Annotated in this window: 12 protein-coding genes and 1 tRNA gene; 8 read left to right on the top strand and 5 right to left on the bottom strand. The window is 68.5% G+C overall.

Annotated elements, in window-relative coordinates; genetic code table 11:
• Positions 1-48: 48 nt before the first annotated feature.
• Positions 49-945 carry a non-homologous end joining protein Ku gene (ku, locus tag ABTW64_RS09795; RefSeq protein WP_350621826.1) on the top strand — a complete coding sequence of 299 codons (897 nt, stop codon included), beginning with the start codon at positions 49-51 and terminating at the stop codon, positions 943-945.
• A gap of 19 nt (positions 946-964) precedes the next feature.
• Here ku and ABTW64_RS09790 read toward each other — a convergent pair whose 3' ends face one another.
• Together ABTW64_RS09790 and ABTW64_RS09785 are read right to left on the bottom strand one after the other, a co-directional pair.
• Positions 965-1,711 (bottom strand): DedA family protein, encoded by a 747-nt coding sequence (locus tag ABTW64_RS09790; protein ID WP_350621824.1) that lies wholly within the window; start codon positions 1,709-1,711, stop codon positions 965-967.
• Positions 1,712-1,760: 49 nt separating this feature from the next.
• Positions 1,761-1,845, bottom strand: a tRNA-Leu gene (locus ABTW64_RS09785).
• A 236-nt stretch (positions 1,846-2,081) separates the two neighbouring features.
• Here ABTW64_RS09785 and ABTW64_RS09780 point away from each other — a divergent pair.
• The 5 genes from ABTW64_RS09780 (at position 2,082) to ABTW64_RS09760 (ending at position 12,518) form a co-directional block, all read left to right on the top strand.
• The gene (locus tag ABTW64_RS09780) at positions 2,082-9,224 is read left to right on the top strand and encodes a DUF7927 domain-containing protein (RefSeq protein ID WP_350621821.1); all 7,143 of its coding nucleotides are present in this window, start codon (positions 2,082-2,084) and stop codon (positions 9,222-9,224) included.
• 88 nt (positions 9,225-9,312) lie between these two features.
• Positions 9,313-10,479: a TadA family conjugal transfer-associated ATPase gene (locus ABTW64_RS09775; protein ID WP_350621818.1), complete on the top strand. Its 1,167-nt coding sequence runs from the start codon at positions 9,313-9,315 to the stop codon at positions 10,477-10,479.
• Complete coding sequence (locus ABTW64_RS09770) at positions 10,476-11,336, top strand: type II secretion system F family protein (protein WP_350621816.1); 861 nt, start codon at positions 10,476-10,478, stop codon at positions 11,334-11,336. The genes ABTW64_RS09775 and ABTW64_RS09770 overlap by 4 nt, the downstream gene beginning before the upstream one ends.
• Positions 11,333-12,211, top strand: coding sequence for a type II secretion system F family protein (locus ABTW64_RS09765; RefSeq protein ID WP_350621813.1), 879 nt, complete (start codon positions 11,333-11,335; stop codon positions 12,209-12,211). The genes ABTW64_RS09770 and ABTW64_RS09765 overlap by 4 nt, the downstream gene beginning before the upstream one ends.
• A gap of 46 nt (positions 12,212-12,257) precedes the next feature.
• Positions 12,258-12,518 carry a hypothetical protein gene (locus tag ABTW64_RS09760; protein WP_350621811.1) on the top strand — a complete coding sequence of 87 codons (261 nt, stop codon included), beginning with the start codon at positions 12,258-12,260 and terminating at the stop codon, positions 12,516-12,518.
• 323 nt (positions 12,519-12,841) lie between these two features.
• On the opposite strand, the gene ABTW64_RS09755 is transcribed toward ABTW64_RS09760, so the two are convergent.
• Positions 12,842-13,342, bottom strand: a complete 501-nt coding sequence (locus ABTW64_RS09755; RefSeq protein WP_350621808.1) for a hypothetical protein — start codon at positions 13,340-13,342, stop codon at positions 12,842-12,844.
• A 71-nt stretch (positions 13,343-13,413) separates the two neighbouring features.
• On the opposite strand from ABTW64_RS09755, the gene ABTW64_RS09750 reads away from it, so the two are divergent.
• Both ABTW64_RS09750 and ABTW64_RS09745 read left to right on the top strand, forming a co-directional pair.
• Positions 13,414-13,626 (top strand): helix-turn-helix domain-containing protein, encoded by a 213-nt coding sequence (locus tag ABTW64_RS09750; RefSeq protein WP_350621805.1) that lies wholly within the window; start codon positions 13,414-13,416, stop codon positions 13,624-13,626.
• 105 nt (positions 13,627-13,731) lie between these two features.
• On the top strand, positions 13,732-15,495 hold the full coding sequence (locus ABTW64_RS09745; protein WP_350621802.1) for a GmrSD restriction endonuclease domain-containing protein: 1,764 nt from the start codon (positions 13,732-13,734) through the stop codon (positions 15,493-15,495).
• Between the two features lie 339 nt (positions 15,496-15,834).
• On the opposite strand, the gene ABTW64_RS09740 is transcribed toward ABTW64_RS09745, so the two are convergent.
• Together ABTW64_RS09740 and ABTW64_RS09735 are read right to left on the bottom strand one after the other, a co-directional pair.
• On the bottom strand, positions 15,835-16,644 hold the full coding sequence (locus tag ABTW64_RS09740; RefSeq protein ID WP_350621800.1) for a LysM peptidoglycan-binding domain-containing protein: 810 nt from the start codon (positions 16,642-16,644) through the stop codon (positions 15,835-15,837).
• Positions 16,645-16,688: 44 nt separating this feature from the next.
• On the bottom strand, positions 16,689-17,351 hold the full coding sequence (locus ABTW64_RS09735) for a recombinase family protein (protein WP_350622116.1): 663 nt from the start codon (positions 17,349-17,351) through the stop codon (positions 16,689-16,691).
• Positions 17,352-17,355 lie beyond the last annotated feature (4 nt).

The raw sequence follows: 17,355 nt of genomic DNA, 5'->3' as shown, positions 1-17,355 counted from the left end.
AATCAACCCCCTGGCAGTGACGGGTGTGACAGGTGTTCACTGAGGGGCATGCGATCGATCTGGAAGGGCGCGCTCACCTTCGGGCTCGTCAACGTGCCGGTCAAGGTCTACGCCGCGACCGAGGACCACGATGTGAGCCTGCACCAGGTGCACAACGCCGACGGCGGGCGCATCCGGTACCAGCGGCGGTGCGAAGTGTGCGGGCAGGTGATCGCCTACTCCGACATCGATCGCGCCTACGACGACGGCGACCGCACGGTGGTGCTGACCGACGACGACCTCAAGTCGCTGCCCTCCGAGCGCAGCCGTGAGATCGACGTGGTCGAGTTCGTGCCGAGCGATCAGGTCGACCCCATCACGTACGACAAGTCGTACTACCTCGAGCCCGACTCCGCGTCGCCGAAGGCCTACGTGCTGCTGCGACGCACTCTCGAGCAGACCGATCGCACCGCGATCGTGCGCTTCTCGCTGCGGCAGAAGACGCGCCTCGCCGCGCTGCGGGTGCGGGGCGATGTGCTGATGCTGCAGACGCTGCTCTGGTCGGACGAGGTGCGGGAGGCCGCCTTCCCGGCGCTCAAGGAGTCGGTGCGGATCTCCGAGAAGGAGCTCGAGCTGTCCGCGAGCCTCGTCGAGAGCTTCTCGAGCGATTTCGACCCGGATCAGTTCGTCGACGAGTACCAGAAGGAGCTGCGCACGCTGATCCAGGCGAAGCTCGAGAAGGGCGACGCGATCGACACCGACGCCACGTTCGGCGAGCAGGAGGAGGAGGGCGGCGAGGTCATCGACCTGATGGCCGCGCTGCGCGCCAGCGTCGAGCGCTCGCGGGCGTCACGCGGCAAGGACGCGTCGTCCTCCGACCGGGACGAAGCGGCGGACGACGCCGCCTCGGACGACAAGACGACGAAGAAGTCGAAGAGCAAGCGGTCGTCGAAGAAGGCGTCCTAGCCGAGCGGGTGGGCCGGCCTCACAGCCTGATGTCGGGAGTGCCGTCGCCGTCGATGTCGGCGCCGCGCTCGAACACCTCGCGCTCGAGCACCAGCTCCTCCACGGGCGGCGGTGTCGCGATGCGCTGTGCCTTGCGGCGCTCGGCGAGATAGTGCCACAGCGTCACGAGCGCGGTGCCCGCGACCGCGACGATCAGGATGAGGTCGATGTACTCCGTCACGAGGTCGCGCACGAGCGGGATGTACGCGATCACGTAGCCCAGCATCGTGAGGCCGAAGCCCCACAGCACGGCGCCGATGAGGTTGTACAGCGAATAGCGCCGCCACGGCATGTGCCCCACGCCGGCAGCCACGGGCGCGAAGGTGCGCACGACGGGCACGAAGCGCGCGAGCACGATCGTGATGCCGCCGAATCGCTCGAAGAACGCGTTGGTGCGCTCCACATTCTTCGTGCTGAACAGCCCCGACTCCCGCCGCTCGAACACCGACGGGCCGCCCTTGTGGCCGATGAGATACCCCACCTCGCCGCCGAGGAAGGCGGCGAGAGCGATGAGGCCGCTCGCGACCCAGATGTTCACGCCGAAGACATCGTTCGTGTGGGTCAAGAGGCCCGAGATGATCAGCAGCGTGTCGCCCGGCAGCAGGAAGCCGACGAGCAGACCCGTCTCGGAGAACACGATCAGGCACACGACCAGCAGCGCCCATGGCCCCGCGGTCTCGATGATCGCCTGCGGGTCCAGCCAGGGAATGAGGGCAGAGGGGTGCACCGGTGATCCCGTCTTCGGTTTCAGCTGCTGTGTCAGGGCGGGGGCTCCCTGGTGCGGAAGGTGGGACTTGAACCCACACGCCGTGAGGCACAGGAACCTAAATCCTGCGTGTCTGCCAGTTTCACCACTCCCGCGCGCGATCAGTCTACTGACGTCCGCGCGGCGATCCCGGGGGCTGTCGAGGTCTCTCGGGATATCGGTGACGATCAGGAGAACGTCTCGGGGGAGGTCTACCAGGGCGGCGCACATGTCTGCTAGGAACGGGGCACGCGGAATGTTCGCATGCCGGAAAGGCCTCGATGTCGCCGGCAGTGGGGTGCGATCCGGCTGAGCCGGGGACGGGAGCGGCCGGGTGGGACGCGAGCGGGCGATGGGTAGGAAGCGCTCATGGCTGAAGTCCGCCATCGGTGGGATCGCGGTGCTGCTGCTGGCTGCGGTGGCGCTCGTCGTCCCGGCCACGACCGCCGGCGCGGCCGACCAGGTGCCGTTCACGTCTCGCTATTCGGTGAACGCGAACGGCAATCTCATCACGATCGGCAACAGCCTGATGACGTGCGCCTCGACCGTGTCCAACTGCGCCGGCATGCGCAACGGCACCGTCACAGGATCCGCGGCGAACAACAACGACAAGCAGATGGTGTTCATCGACGCCGACAACAGCGCCGCCACGAGGAACTCGTCGATGTCGCGGCTGAACATCCCGGCGGGCTCGACCATCCTGTTCGCGGGCCTGTACTGGGGCGCCTCGCTCGCACAGAACCCGAATTGGGGCACGGGAACCGCCGGCAGCGCGTCGCGCATCAATCAGATGTCGCTGCGGGTTCCCGGTTCCGACGCCTACACCACAGTGAACGCGAGCACCGCAGGCGACGCGCAGTTCGGCCCCAACTACGCCTCCAGCGACACCCTGGCGGCATACCAGCGCTTCGCCGACGTCACGTCGCTCGTACGCGCCGGTGGCGCGGGCGACTACTGGGGCGGCAACGTCGAAGGCACGACGGGCACGCGTGGAGGCGGGTTCTTCGCCGGCTGGGGCCTCGCCGTCGTGTACTCGCACCCCAGCGAGCCGATGCGCAACATCACCGTGTTCGACGGCTTCCAGGAGGCGAACGCGTCGTTCACCGGCGAGAAGAGCTTCACGATCTCGGGCTTCAAAGCGCCGACCACGGGCACCGTGAACGTCAACGTGTCGGCGATCGCGTACGAGGGCGACCGCGGCACGACCGGCGATTACATGAAGCTCAACAACACGCAGCTCGCCACGGCGCTCTCTCCGGGCTCGAATTTCTTCGATTCGGCGATCGGCTACAACGGCGCAAACGTCACGACGCGCACGCCCAACTACGTCAACAACCTCGGCTACGACATCAAGAACCTCGGCGCCAACGGATCGATACCGAATGGGGCGACCACGGCGCGTGTGTCTTTCGCGACCAGTGGCGATGGATATCACCTCGGAATGGTCGCGACGTCGATCAACCTGTGGGCGCCCGATTTCACGTCGTCGTCGAAGACCGCGGTGAATCTCAGCGGAAATGCGCCCGCTCAGCCGGGTGACGTCATCCAGTACACCGTGCGATACAACAACACCGGCGCCGGCGCCTCGCTGGGATCGGTGTCGTCGGATCCGCTTCCCGACGGGCTCGAATACGTGCCGGGATCCCTTGTGCTGCAGGCGAACCCCGGCACGCCGGGGCTCCCGCTGAGCCTGAGCGATTCCGCCGGCGACGATCGAGGAGAGTACATCGCGAGCGACCGCACCGTTCGCGTCCGCCTCGGCCAGGGCGCCGGTGCGACACAGGGCGGCACCATCAATCCGGGCCAGTCGGCGCAGTACACCTTCCAGGCGCGCGTGCTGCCATCCGCGGCGGGTGAGACGATCACGAATGTCGCGCCGCTCGACTACACCGTCCAGGATCTGGGCGATGTCGCGGGCTACCCGGTGACCTCCAATCCCATCGGCGTGGTCGACCAGGTCGACGTCTCGATCGAGAAGTCGATGTCGCCCGATCCGGTGGTCGCAGGCGATGAGGTCGTGTCGACGCTCACCGTGCGCAATGCGGGGCCGTCGGACGCCACCGGCGTGGTCGTCGACGACCCGACTCCCGCGGGGCTGCGCTTCACATCGGCGACGACCTCTCGCGAGGGGCTCGCGTGCCCCGTTCCGGCGGCGGGACGCCCGTTCCGCTGCACGATCGGCGACCTGGCAGACGGGGAGAGCGTGACGATCACGCTGCGCGCCGTCAGCTCGGCGACCTCCACGGCGGCCCAGTTCACCAACGTGGCCCAGGTGAGGGCTGCCGAGCAGGACGTCGACCCCGCCAACAACCTGGCCGCCGCCAGCGTGCAGGCGACCCAGCAGGCGGATCTGTCGATCGAGAAGACGGCCGACGCCGCCACGGTGGTGCCGGGACGCGACGTCACCTACACGCTGACCGTGCGCAACGACGGGCCATCGACGGCGCGGGCGGTGACCATCAACGACGCGGTGCCGCAGTCCAGCCAGGGGGTGCTGTCGCTGGTCTCGGCGTCTTCGACGACCGAGGGCGTCACGTGCGGGGCGCTGCAGGGCTCCAGCACGGTGACCTGCTCCCTCGCGGAGCTCGCGCCCGGAGCGACGGCGGTCGTCACCGTCGTGGCCAATCTGTCGGCCGGTGCATCCGCTCCCGGCCAGTTCGAGAACACGGCGACGGTGGCCTCGCAGACCCCGGATCCCGATCCCTCGGACAACTCGGCGAGCGTGACCGGCGGCATCGGCACGCCGAGCGTGGACATCCGGGTGACGAAGAATGCCGTCGCGCCGACGGCGACCGCGGGCGGAGCGGTGCGCTTCGTGATCAGCGCCACGAACTTCGGTCCATCGCACGCGGGCCGGGTGGAGATCGTCGACACTCTGCCGGCGGGGATCACGGCCACGTCGGCCGTGCCGTCGCGCGGGTCGTGCGCGATCGACGGGCAGACCGTGACGTGCGAGGTCGAGGGCCTCAACGCTGGACCCGCCGAAGGGCAGGCCGGCGCCACGGTGGTCATCACCGTGTACGGCACGGTGGGCTCGGACGTCGCTCCCGGCGCGGTGCTCGAGAACGCCGCAGCGGCTCCCTACCCCGGCGACCGCAACCCCGGCGACAACACCGCCACAGCCCAGGTCGAGGTCACGGCGGCGGTCGACCTGGCCGTGGCCAAGAGAGCGGAGGACGCCGACGGCGACCCGCAGACCCGCGTGCCCACCCCAGGCGTGCCCATCACGTACGTCATGGATGTGACGAACACCGGTCCCTCGATCGCGCGTGACGTGCGACTCGACGACGAGGTGCCCGCCGTCTTCGACTTCGTCTCGGCCGCCGTCTCGTCCGGCACATGCGACGGAGGGTGGGACGCCGCCGAGGCGTCGCCTCACGCCTGGGGCTGCGACCTCGGCGACATCGCGGTGGGCGACACCGTCACCGTGCGGCTGACGGTCGTCGTGCCGAGCGGCGCGACGGGCGTCCCGGATCCGCTCGCGCAGGTCGCGAACGTCTACGAGCAGGATGACCCGGCCCTGGATCGCGACACCAACGACGGCAACAACACCGCGACGTCCATTCTCTCAGGCGGCCCGCAGGCGGATCTGGCGATCGTGAAGGAGTACGGCGAACTCGCCGGTGCGGGACCGTTCGTGCCCGTGGACGAGCTGGCCGCGGGCGAGGACGCGGTCATCCGGCTCTCGGTGAGCAATGCGGGCCCGGATGCCGCCGCGAGCCCGATCATCACCGACGTGCTGCCGGATGGGCTGCTCGTGGACGCCGGTGACCCGGGTGCGATCTGGAGCACCGGCGCGACCTGCGACTACGACCCGGGCTCGCGCGCGATCGAGTGCGTCGCGAACGGCGTGCTGGCGGTCGGCGATGAGATCATCGTCTTCGCACGGGTCACCGTGGCGCCGGATGTCGAGGACGGCACCGTGATCGCGAACACCGGCACGGTGCGCGACGGCGGCGGCACGATCGATCCGGTCGACGCGAACAACGCGTCGACCGTGACGGCGCCGGTGCGAGCGGTCGCCGACGTCACGGTCACGAACATGCAGGTGCGGGAGTTCGCCCCGCCGCCGGAGGGGCCGGATGCCGCGACGCCGGAGCAGCCGTACGTGGTGCCGCCTGACCCGGACGATCCCGAGACGCACGCGCTGCCGGTGGGCTCGGTGTCGTCGCTGACCATGACCATTGCGAACAACGGCCCCGCCGTCGCTCGGGACGTGCGCGTGCGCCTCGCGACGACGCTCGACGAGCTGGGCGTCGCGTCGACGTCGGACCTGCAGCTGATCGCGTATTGGAACGGCGTGTACGTCGAAGGCGACGACGCCTGCGAGCTGACCGACGGCGAGATCACGTGCCTGCTGCGCAACGTGAACGGCGACGGCAGTGTGCGCGGCCCCGACGGGCAGCTCACCGCCCTGGCACCCGGAGCCGATGCGGCCGTCGAGTTCGCGGTGTACATCGCTGTGCCCGCCGACGGCGTGCCGGGGCGACGCGGGGATCTCCAGGCGACGGTCTCGACGGCCACGCCCGAGACCAACGCCGCGAACAACGCCGACGAGGAGCCCGTCGGCATCGTCGAGGGCGTGACGCGCCTGCTGGTCGACAAGATCGCGCTGGACGACACAGGCAACGTCGACGGTGACGGCGCTCCCGTCGAGGACGTGAACGGCCGCTGGGCGGCGGGAACCGCGTTCTCGTACCAGTTCGACGTGCGCCGGGCGGCGTCGGACGGGTACTGGTGGGCGGACGCCCACGACGTCGTCGTGCGCGACGAACTTCCCGCGGGGCTGACCGCCACCTCCGCGTCCGCGACGCAGGGCACCTGCGAGATCCTGCCCGACACCCCCACGGCGGGCCGCCAGACCGTGGAGTGCACGATCGGATCGATCAGCGGCTCGGCCGGCCCGTCGGATTCCGCAGGACCGGTCACGCGCATCCGGATCAACGGCACCACCGACGTCGACCTCGAGGGCGGCGACACGATCGACAACACCGCGGTCGTCACCACGAGCACGCCGAACGACGGCGACGCGGCGGCCGACGGCGAGGCGGACGACCTGCCGGTGCAGGACACGGCGACGACCGAGGTCGTCGAGCGCGCCGACATGCAGCTGTTCAAGGTCGCCGACCAGGCGACCGTGTTCGCCGGCTCGTCGATCGGGTTCTCGCTGACCATCCTGAACTCGGGCCCGTCGGCGTTCGAGAAGGCGGTGATCCAGGACGACCTTCCGGCCGGTCTGACGCTCGACCCCGCGGCCTCGCCCGGCTGCGAGGTCACGGGCACGCACACCTACGAGGATCCGGACACGGGCGAGCAGCTCGAGGGCCAGCGCATCCAGTGCCCAGGCCCCGGCAGCGGCGACGACGGCTATGCGCTGGCGCCCGGTGAATCGGCATCGGCGCGCGTGGTCGCCACGACGTCGCCGTACGACGAGCCGCGCGAGGTGACGAACAGCGCGGTGGTGCTCTCGTGCGCCGGTTCCGGTGCGGTCGAGGACCGCCTGTGCGGACCCGAGGCGGCGGCGACGCCGGGGGCCGCCGAGGAGAACTGCATCGCCGAGGGAGTGGTCGAGCGTCCGATCTGCGATCCGACGCCCGAGAACAACCGGGCCTCCGCCACGGTCGCGATCGACGTGCTGGCGGACGTCGCCGTGACCCTCACGTCGACGACGTCCACCCCGGCTGCCGGCAGCACGGTGCGTTTCACCGGGGCGGCGACGAACAACGGTCCGTCGGTGGCGGTCGAGCCGACGCTCGTGCTCGACCTGCCGCAGGGCTTCGCTCCCGCCGGGGAGTCCTGGTACGAGGTGCCCGACCACGAGTGCGTCGCGGAGAACGTGGGAGGCTCTGACCTCGAGCAGCGGTGGCGGCTGACCTGCCGGCTGAGCGCGGCGACGCCCGAGGAGAACGTGCTCGAGCCGGGTGCCGCCCGCGAGTTCTGGGTGGATATGGCGCTGCCCGACGACCTGCCCGACGGCGTCTACACGGCGCAGGCGCGGAAGTCGACGACCACGACGGAGTCCGACACCGCGAACAACGCCGCGAGCATCGACCTCTACGTGCAGCACGTGTCGGACACGCGCGTCGAGAAGACGGTCGTCGAGCCCGATCCCCTGCAGGCCGGCACGGAGGCGACGTGGCGGCTGACCGTCACCAACGACGGGCCGTCCGTCGCCGAGAACACGGTGATCTCCGACGCCGTTCCGGCGGGGGCGACGTACGTGTCGGCGACCGTCGAGGGCGGGAGCGCGTGCCTCGCGCCCGAGGACGACGAGGACAATCGGGTCGTGCGCTGCCTGGTCGGCACGCTCGAGCCGGGCGCCTCGGCATCGGCGCTCGTGACGTTCCGTCTCGACATCGGGCTGGAGGGTGAGGAGTTCTGCAACGAGGCGCTCGTCGGCTCGGGATCGCTCGATCCCGACGCCGGAGACAACGAGGTGCGCGCCTGCGCCGTCGCGCAGACTCCGCTGATCCAGGCGGACGTGGGCATCGCGCTGACGAGCGTGACCCCGGTGCGCGAGTCCGGGCAGGAGGCGGAGTTCACCGCGGTCGTGCGCAACGACGGTCCCGATGCCACCGAGAACACCGTCGCGGTGTTCGAGCTGCCCGAGGGCATCACCGACTACAGCGGCGTGCTGGTGGAGGCGCCCGACGGCTCCACCGCGGTCGCCAACTGCGTGATCGGGTCGCTCATCTGCGAGATCGGCGCGCTGCAGCCTGGGCAGGAGGTCGTGTACCGCATCGTCGGCACCGCCACCGGATCACCGGGCGACGTCCTGACCGTCACGGGCGAGGTGACACACGACGGCTTCGATGTTGACCCCGACGACAACACTGCACGGGCGTCGACGCTGATCATCGACGACTCGATCGCCTGGACGATCGGCAAGAGCGCCGATCCGGCATCCGGATCGACCGTGGTCGCCGGCTCGGAGATCACCTACACGCTCACCGTGACGAACGTCTCGGATCACCTGGTCGACTACGCGCAGGCCTCGGACGACCTGTCTCAGGTGCTGCCCCATGCGACGCTCGTGGGCGACCTGCCGGAGGGTGCGACGCTCGACGGCATGGTGCTGACCTGGCAGGTGCCCGATCTCGAGCCGGGGCAGACGGCGACGCTGTCGTACACGGTCGTCGTCGATCGCGACGTCGAGATCCCCGCGGGGGAGGACACGCTGACGATCCGCAATGCGGTGCAGCCGCTGCCTCCCGGTGAGCCGGGCCAGCCGACGCCGCCGGGCGGACCGGGCGTCGGCGCATGCGGCGACGACTGCGAGACGGTTCACGAGGTCGTGCCCGCCCCGCCGCTGGCGGCGACCGGCACGGTGATCTCGGCGTGGGTCATCGGCATCGCGGCCGTCGTGCTGCTGGGCGGCGTCGCGCTGCTCGTGGTGTCGCGTCGCCGACGGGCCGCGGTCGGTGGCGCGCAGGACGAGGGACCGCGCGAGGGCACGACGGCGGACGGCGCCCGCGCGGCCGGAGAGGACCGGTAGCGACGGCGGCGGGGTCCGGGTTCCGGGCCTGCCGCCGCGCTGTGGATAACTTCCGGGCCCGCCAGCCGGCGCTTGTCATCATGACCGGGTGACTCAGCTGCATCCCGACCGACGCCCGGCGAGCACGTCCCTGCTGGAGCGCGTGCGAGAGCGCCTTCGGGCCGAGCTCACGGATCCCTCTCTCGATCCCGACGAGGTCGTGCGCATCGCGCGCGCGGAGGTGCGGCTCCACAACGACGTCGCGCTCGCGCGCGGCACGACGCCCCTCGATGACGAGGCTGCTCACGTGCGCGAGGTGCTGGCCGAAGTCACGGGATACGGCCCGCTGCAGCCGTACCTCGACGATCCCGAGGTCGAGGAGCTGTGGATCAACGCACCGGACCGCGTCTTCGTGGCGCGCAACGGCGTGTCGGAGCGCCTGCCGCTGCAGCTCGCGGGCGCCACGGTGCGCGACCTGGTCGAGCGCATGCTGCACTCGACGGGCCGGCGTGTCGACCTGTCGCAGCCTTTCGTGGACGCGTCACTCCCGGATGGATCGCGGCTGCACGTGGTGATCGGCGGCATCGCGCGCACGCACTGGGCCGTGAACATCCGGAAGTTCGTGTCGGGCTACCGCTCGCTCGACCGGCTCGTTGCCCTCGGATCGCTCACGGACGCGGCAGCCGAGCTGCTCCGAGCGTCCATGCGCGACGGACGCAACGTTCTGGTCTCGGGGGCGACGCACGCGGGCAAGACCACCATGCTCGGCGCGCTCGTCGCGGCGAGTCCCGCCGCCCACCGCATCATCACGGTGGAGGAGACATTCGAGCTGGGGGTCGAGGCGCCCGACCTCGTGGCCCTGCAGGGGCGGCAGCCGAGCCTCGAGGGCACGGGCGAGGTCACGCTGCGCCGTCTCGTCAAGGAGGCGCTGCGAATGCGACCGGATCGTCTGGTCGTGGGCGAGGTGCGGGACGCCGAGGCGCTCGACCTGCTGCTCGCACTCAACACGGGCGTGCCAGGCGCCGCCACCATCCACGCCAACTCCGCGACCGACGCTCTGGGGCGACTCGCCGCGCTGCCGCTGCTCGCCGGCCGGAACATCGACCGCGGTTTCGTGCTGCACGCCGTGGCCACGAGCGTGCACCTCGTCGTCCATTGCGAGCGGACAGCAGACGGATCTCGGCGGGTCGCCGAGATTGTGGCGCCCACGGGACGGATCGCGGGCGAACTGCCCGAGGTCACCTCGCTGTATCGCGCCGCGGGCGTGGTCGCGTGACGGTGCTCTGGGGCGCCCTGCTCGGCGCGGGGCTGCTGCTGGCCGGCTCGCCCTGGCTCTGGCCGCCGCGGTCCGTGCGGCAGAAGCCCATCGCGCGGGCGGGCGCGCTCGCGCGGCTCCTCGCATCGGCGGGCTTCTCGCATGTCCCGGAGCGCGTAGTCCTCGTCGCCTGCGCCGTCTGCGCACTGCTGTGCTCGGCGGTCGCATGGCTCGGGACCGGCGTAGCGGCGCTGGCCGCGCTCTCTCTCGTCGCGGGCGCGTCGGCCCCCGTCATCTGGCTGCGCGCCCGACGCTCCCGGCTCATCCGGGCACGTCGCGCGCTGTGGCCCGATGTGTGCGATCTGCTGATCGCATCCGTGCGGGCCGGTATGTCGCTGCCTGACGCGATCTCGAGCCTGGCGGTGTCGGCCCCGCCCGCACTGCGGCCCGCATTCGTGCGCTTCGAGCGCGACATGAGCGCGTCGGGACATTTCGACGCCAGTGCGGGTCGACTGAAGTCTGCGCTGGCCGACCCGATGGCCGACCGCATCGTCGAGACCGTCCGGATGGCGCGCCAGGTCGGCGGCACCGAGCTCGTTCCCGTGCTCCGCGCCCTGTCGGCTTCGGTGCGCGCCGACGCCGCGTTGCGGGCCGAGGTGGAGTCCCGGCAATCGTGGACCAAGGGGGCCGCCGTGCTCGGTGTGGTGGCCCCGTGGGCGATCCTCGCTCTGCTCGCCCTGCGGCCCGAGGGTGCCGAGGCATACTCGAGCCCCGAGGGCGTGGTGCTCATCGTCGGGGGAGCGGCGGTGTCGTTCGTCTCCTACCGCGTCATGATCCGCATCGGACGGCTGCCTGAGCCTCGGCGGTGGTTCGCATGACGTGGGCGAACGACGCGGCCCTTGCGGTACTGCTGGGCGGCGCCCTCGGCGCGGGGATCTGTCTGTTGCTCGTGCTGCTGCCGCGCGTCGGCGCAGCGTCGCTCTCGCGGCGGATCGCTCCGCATATCCGGGACGTCACGGATCCGGCAGGCACCACCGCATGGGAGCTCATCGCCCGCGTGGGCAGCGCGGGGAGCTTCCACTGGTCGACGGCCGTGCGCCGGGTCGCGGAATGGGGCGAGGCCGTGGTGGGAACGTCCGATGCCCTCGCGACACGGCTCGCACAGGCGGGGCATCAGCCCGATCCGACGGTCTATCGGGCGCGACAGCTGGCCTGGGGCGTCGCGGGTGTCGCGACCGGCGCCCTCGCAGTCGTGGTGCTCGCGCTGCTCGGCTCGTTCACGGGGCCCGTGCTGCTGCTCCCCGTCATCGGCGGCGCCGGCGCCGCCGTGACGTGTGATCTGCTCCTGGCGAGTCGGGCGAGGGCACGCTGCGCCCGCATCTCCGACGAGCTGCCGACGGTGCTGGAGTTCCTGGCCCTGTGCCTCGCCGCGGGCGAGGGGATCCTCGACAGCCTTCGCCGGGTCGGCGCGGTGGGATCGGGCGAGCTCACCATGGAGCTGCGCATCGTCGTGCTGGAGGTGGGTACCGGCTCGAGCCTGCCCCATGCGCTCACCGCGATGTCGCGCCGCCTGCACGTCGACGCCCTTTCGCGCACGGTCGAGCACATCGTCGCGGCGCTGGACAGCGGCGCCCCGCTCGCCCAGGCTCTCGAGGCCCAGGCCGCCGATGCCCGCGAGGACGCCAAGCGCGGCTTGATCGAGGCCGCAGGGCGAAAGGAGATCCTGATGCTCCTGCCGCACGCAATGGGATAGGGGTACCTTCTTGCTTTCTTCAACCCACCGTGACAGCATCGCAGGCATGGGCATCTTCGACTCCATCGCGCGCGGCTTGGGTAGCCTCCGCCCGCTGTCGGACACTGAGCTCGAAGATGAGCGCGAGGCGGTGCGGCAACGTTACGTGTCTAGCGGTGATGTCGATGAGGCGTCGAAACTCTACGATGAACTGCACCGCTACGACGGTGAGATGACGCGCCGTGCGAATGAGGCCTACGAGCGCGAGAACCCGGACGCAACCACCAGGCATCGCGAGCACGGGTGGTATTTGCCGAACGACGACTAGGCGGGCGACCGTAAGTCCAGACTGGCCAAACCGCGGCGAGCGGACCTCGCTCTTCGTTCCGGCCGTTCAAGTACCGAGGACGGCAGACGTCTGCGCCGCCTGACGTATATCTGGCCCGTAGTGTCTGTTCCACCAGACGTTGTGCCCGCAGTATTGGCACTTCTTGTAGAACGGCAGATAGACGAGCCCAAGCCCTACGGTACAGAGCGCAATCGCCCAGATCACGGCCATGCGGCCGATATGCGACCCTCCGCCTTCACACGACTTGCAGCCCATGCACCCCTTCTGGGCGTAGATGCTCAGATGGCTTGACAAAGCAGCTCTCAGCCCCGGCACACGTCATCGGTCGCGAACCCCGAGGGATGTTCGGCGGCGCTGTAGCCGGACGTCAGCGGGCTGACGCCATCAGATACTTCCACCCGGTTCGCCGCCGGGAAGTTGTCGCCGGCCTGCGCGGCGTGATCACAGAGGTACAGCATCGCTTCTTCGGCAATCTGCTGAGCCAGCTCGTTGGTTGTCTCGGTCGGCACGTAGATGTACGCCTTACCGGCAGACAACGAGACGCTGTCGAAGGTGACGCCCGACTCGGCCAGGAATGCTCCCAAATCGAGCGGCGCAACCTCGGCCGGAGTCTCGGACGCGGCTGACACCGCGGGAGCCGCCTGCGTCGGCTGGGCCGTTGTCTGTGGGCTGCCGGTGCCGGTCGGGTTGACGATAGCGCTGATTCCACCCGCGACGAGGAACGCCGCGATGAGGCAGACCCACCACTTGAGGTACCACGCCTTCTTCGGTGCGGCTGCGGGAGGGGAGGGCTGCTGGGACATGCGTGCTGCTCCTTCGATCATGTGACTCATAGTCCGTGGACTCATTGTCAGCTTAGCCAGAGCGTGGAGAGGTGCCCATTCCTCCCCATCGCGCCGCTTTCGGTGCACGCGTGCGCGAACTCAGGAACGAGCACGGCTGGTCGCAGGAAGACTTCGCCCACCGCGCGGAGCTCGACCGCACCTACGTGTCGGGCATCGAGCGTGGCCGGAGGAACCCCACGCTCGATATCATCTACCGCCTCGCGCAGACGCTTGGCGTGCCCGCGTCTGACCTTCTGGCGTAAGAACAGCACGCGGACTGGAGGCTCCGACCTCCGGCACAAGGTGTAGCGGCACGTTTCTGCCGGACCAGCCACCAATCTGTACCGAGATCTGGCACATTGGGAGGCATGGCAGAACTCGACTCGCAGCCGAAGTCAATCCAGTCCCTCTACGGCTGGTACGCGGAGGGGAAGCTGACGGTCAACCGCCGCTATCAGCGGAAGTTGGTTTGGACTCTCGAAGAGAAGCAGCGCCTCATCGAGTCGCTGATGAAGAAGTACCCGATCCCCGCGGTTCTTCTCGCGGAACAGGCGGACGGGGGCTACGAGATCATTGACGGGCTGCAGCGTCTCTACAGCGTCGTCTCGTTCATCGAGACGGCATTCCCGACGCTCGACGGCAGGTACTTTGACGTGCCGCAGTTCCCAACGGCGAAGGAACGCGCCGACGAAGGGCGCTTTGAGGTGAATGGCAGCAAAGACGTCATCGGCGCGCGCGAAGTAGGAACAATTCTGGACTACACGCTCGCGGTGTCGATTATGCGCGGGTCAAGCGAGGACGAAATCAACGACGTGTTTGGTCGCATCAACACGTACGGGCATCGGCTGAGCGACCAGGAGCGCCGTCAGGCAGGGGTTCAAGATCGCTTCTCAACGCTGGTTCGCGAGCTTGCATGCGTGCTCCGCGGCGATGCTTCGAGCGACAGCCTTGACCTCTCCAAGATGCCGTCAATCAGCATTGACCTTCCCAAGACGAAACATGGCTACGACGTCCGCGCGGACGAAGTCTTCTGGGTCACACAAGGTGTTCTTCGCTCAACTGACCTGCGCGACAGCATGGATGAGCAGTGCATTGCTGACATGGCGGCCTGCATCGTGGGGGGCACGCTGATCGAGCGATCGAAGGACGCGCTGGACAGCGTCTACGAGAAGGGCAGCGCCGAGAACGCACGTATCGATGCTGCGCTCAACGTGCACGGTGACGACCGACTGGCGGACGAAATCAAGTACTGCATTGATGAGCTTCTGAAGGTTGCTGCTGCCGGTTCTCCCACCAAGCTTCGCGATATCTTCTTCAGCAAGCGAACTAACAACGCTTTCCCAGCAATCTTCGCAACTGTGATCATCGCCTTTCACGAAGTCCTTATTGGCGAAAAGAAGCGGATTATCGACTACGACGGGCTAAAGGGAGCGATGACCAAACTTGACAGCCGGATCGACACTGGTCGCGGGAGCACCACCATCGATGAGCGTCGCAAGAACGTAAACTCTGTCAAGGGGCTGCTGAGTTCGCACATCGCGGACAGCGATCTGTCCGGCGTCTACAATAACCAGTCGGTTGCGGACATCGATGCGGCGATCCGTAGATCTGAGATCGAGTTGCCCGACTACGAACTCAAGCAGGGGTTGCTCAGCCTTGGGCCCGCCAGGGTTGTCCAGACGAAGATCTTCGATAAGATCGTCAAGACGATCTGTGCGATCGCCAACAACGGGCCGGGCAGAAACGGGCTGATCCTGATCGGTGTTAGCGACAAGGCGGCTGATACGAAGAAGATCGAGTCGCTAGATGGTATGAAAGCACGTGTAGTTGGGCATCGATCCGTGGTAGGCGTTCGACGTGAAATGCACATTCTGGGCGAGAGCGCCGAGGTCTATTTCGCGCGATGGAAGAACGCTATCAAGAACTCGAAACTGTCCAACCCGCTCAAGGATGCGGTGCTGTCGAGCATGAGCTATCACGAATACTACGGTCTCGGCGTCATCACGATAGCCGTCCCGGCGCAAACCGCTCCCTCCTACGTCGACAAAGACCTGTACATGCGTAGTGGGGACGAGACCGCCCTCGCCTCTGATGGAATGACGATCGCGGGTATCCTGACCCGATTCGCGTAGGTGTCCGCTCAGTGACTAAGGTTGCTGAGCGGGATGTATATCAGGTCGTCCGGGCAGCTGTGGCTGGCGTGTACGCGGGGCGCACGGTGGACTCCTGCCCGCGGGGCAGTCCCGTAGACGACAGCACCCCGTCAGGCGTCAGCCGTCAGCGATGTGGCAGAAGCTGAGGCTCTGCTCCTCCCGCGCTGTGACGATGCGCCGCAGCTCCCTCCGCCTCTCCAGGTCGTTCATCACGCCCGGCTATGAGTGCGGGGCGCCCCGGGCCTGTCACTACGCAGGGAGACGCCTGAAGGGCCCCCCATCCGGCTTGGGGAGAGCGCCCTTCAGGTGGTGGTGGGGTCAGTCCTCGAACGGCGGGCGCAGCACCAGGACGTCGCCAACGGTGAGGTTCGGGCCGGTTTCGTTGTAGGCGGCCAGGGACTCGGTGTCGAAGCAGAAGCGGTCAGCGACCGCGGTGAGGTTGTCCCCGGCTGCGACGGTGTAGCTCTCGATCTCGTCGTCGGCGTTGCGGCTGACGGTGCCGTTCGCGCCAGCCCTCGCGCCGAAGTCCGCGATCCAGCCCTTGACGCGGCCCGGGCTGTCGCTCATGTCGATGCCGTTCTTGTACCCGGCCTTGCAGGACACGGCAGCCGCTTCGTCGAGCGTCTGGGGTGCCCAGGCGGCCTCAGGGTCCGGACGGAGTACAAGCACGTCGCCCGGCTGCATCGCCCAATAGGTCACCTTGTTGTACGTGCCGAACGAGTTTGCATCTATGCAGAACCGGGCCGCGATCGCCTCGAGCGCGTCGCCGGCCTGAACGGTGTACGAGATGATCTGCCCATCGGCGTTCAGTGTCGGCTGTCCAACGGCGTACTCGCGGACACCGGTGTCGGTGATATCGCCCACCAGCTCCGCTGAATCGGGCGTCGGGAAGCTGATCTTGGCCGTGGGGCATCCTGTCGCGGTCGGCGTCGGTGTCGGCGTCGGCGTGGGAGTGTCCTTGGGGGTTGCCTTGGGAGTCGGCTCGGTATCGGTGGCAGCCGCAGCAGTGGAGGCCCTGGGGGTCTGATCGGCGGACGTGGGCGCTGCGGTGGCGGTGCACCCGGCCAGCGCCATTGTGACAAGGGCGATGGTAGCGAGCGCCGTGCTGAGCTTGGCGGTGTGGGACATCTGTGCTGCTCCTTCGATTCCGTGACTCATAGTCACCATAGCGATCATGCGGCGAGTGCCGCTTCGGTTCTTTGATGAGCTGAGAGGCGCTGCTGCGCCTTTGCCACGGCGTTCGTGGTCCATGCCGCGCCGGTAGCCGTAGTGAAGCCCTCCGCGTTGAGCGCATCCGCTGTGGCGCGCAGGGTGCACGTGGTCCGCAGGGCCAGGAGGCGGTCGGCGGCGGCCTGGGGGAGCGCGGAGACTCGGCCCATGTGCTTCCCTGCGCGCTTGGCCGCTTGCATTGCTGCCGAAGTGCGCTCGCCGATCACGCGGCGCTCCCACTGCGCGACGGACATCATCACATTGGCCACCAGCTCGCCGGTCGGGGTGGAGGTGTCCACACCCAGGTCGATAGCGACCAGCGCCCAGCGGCGGGCGCGTGCCAGCTCCAGCACGCTTGCGAAGTCCGCGACGGAACGGCTCAGGCGGTCGAGCTTGGCCACCACGATTCCGTCCACATCGCGGCGCTTGGGAGCGGCCCCGAGCCGGTCAAGCGCAGCCTGTAGCTGGGGACGGTTTAACGACTTGGCGCTGAGGCCCGCATCCTCGTACCAGAGCAGGTCCCACCCGTGGGCCTCGGCGTACCGCTGGATGGTGTCGCGCTGGGCTTCGAGCCCGAGGCCACTGGTGGCCTGTTCCTCGGTGCTGACGCGCAGGTAGCCGATCATCGTG

It is taken from the genome of Microbacterium sp. NPDC096154 (assembly GCF_040302945.1).
Classification (GTDB): Bacteria; Actinomycetota; Actinomycetes; order Actinomycetales; family Microbacteriaceae; genus Microbacterium.
The sequence above is the reverse complement of the archived record's forward strand: the minus strand, read 5'-3'. Positions and strand labels throughout refer to the sequence as shown.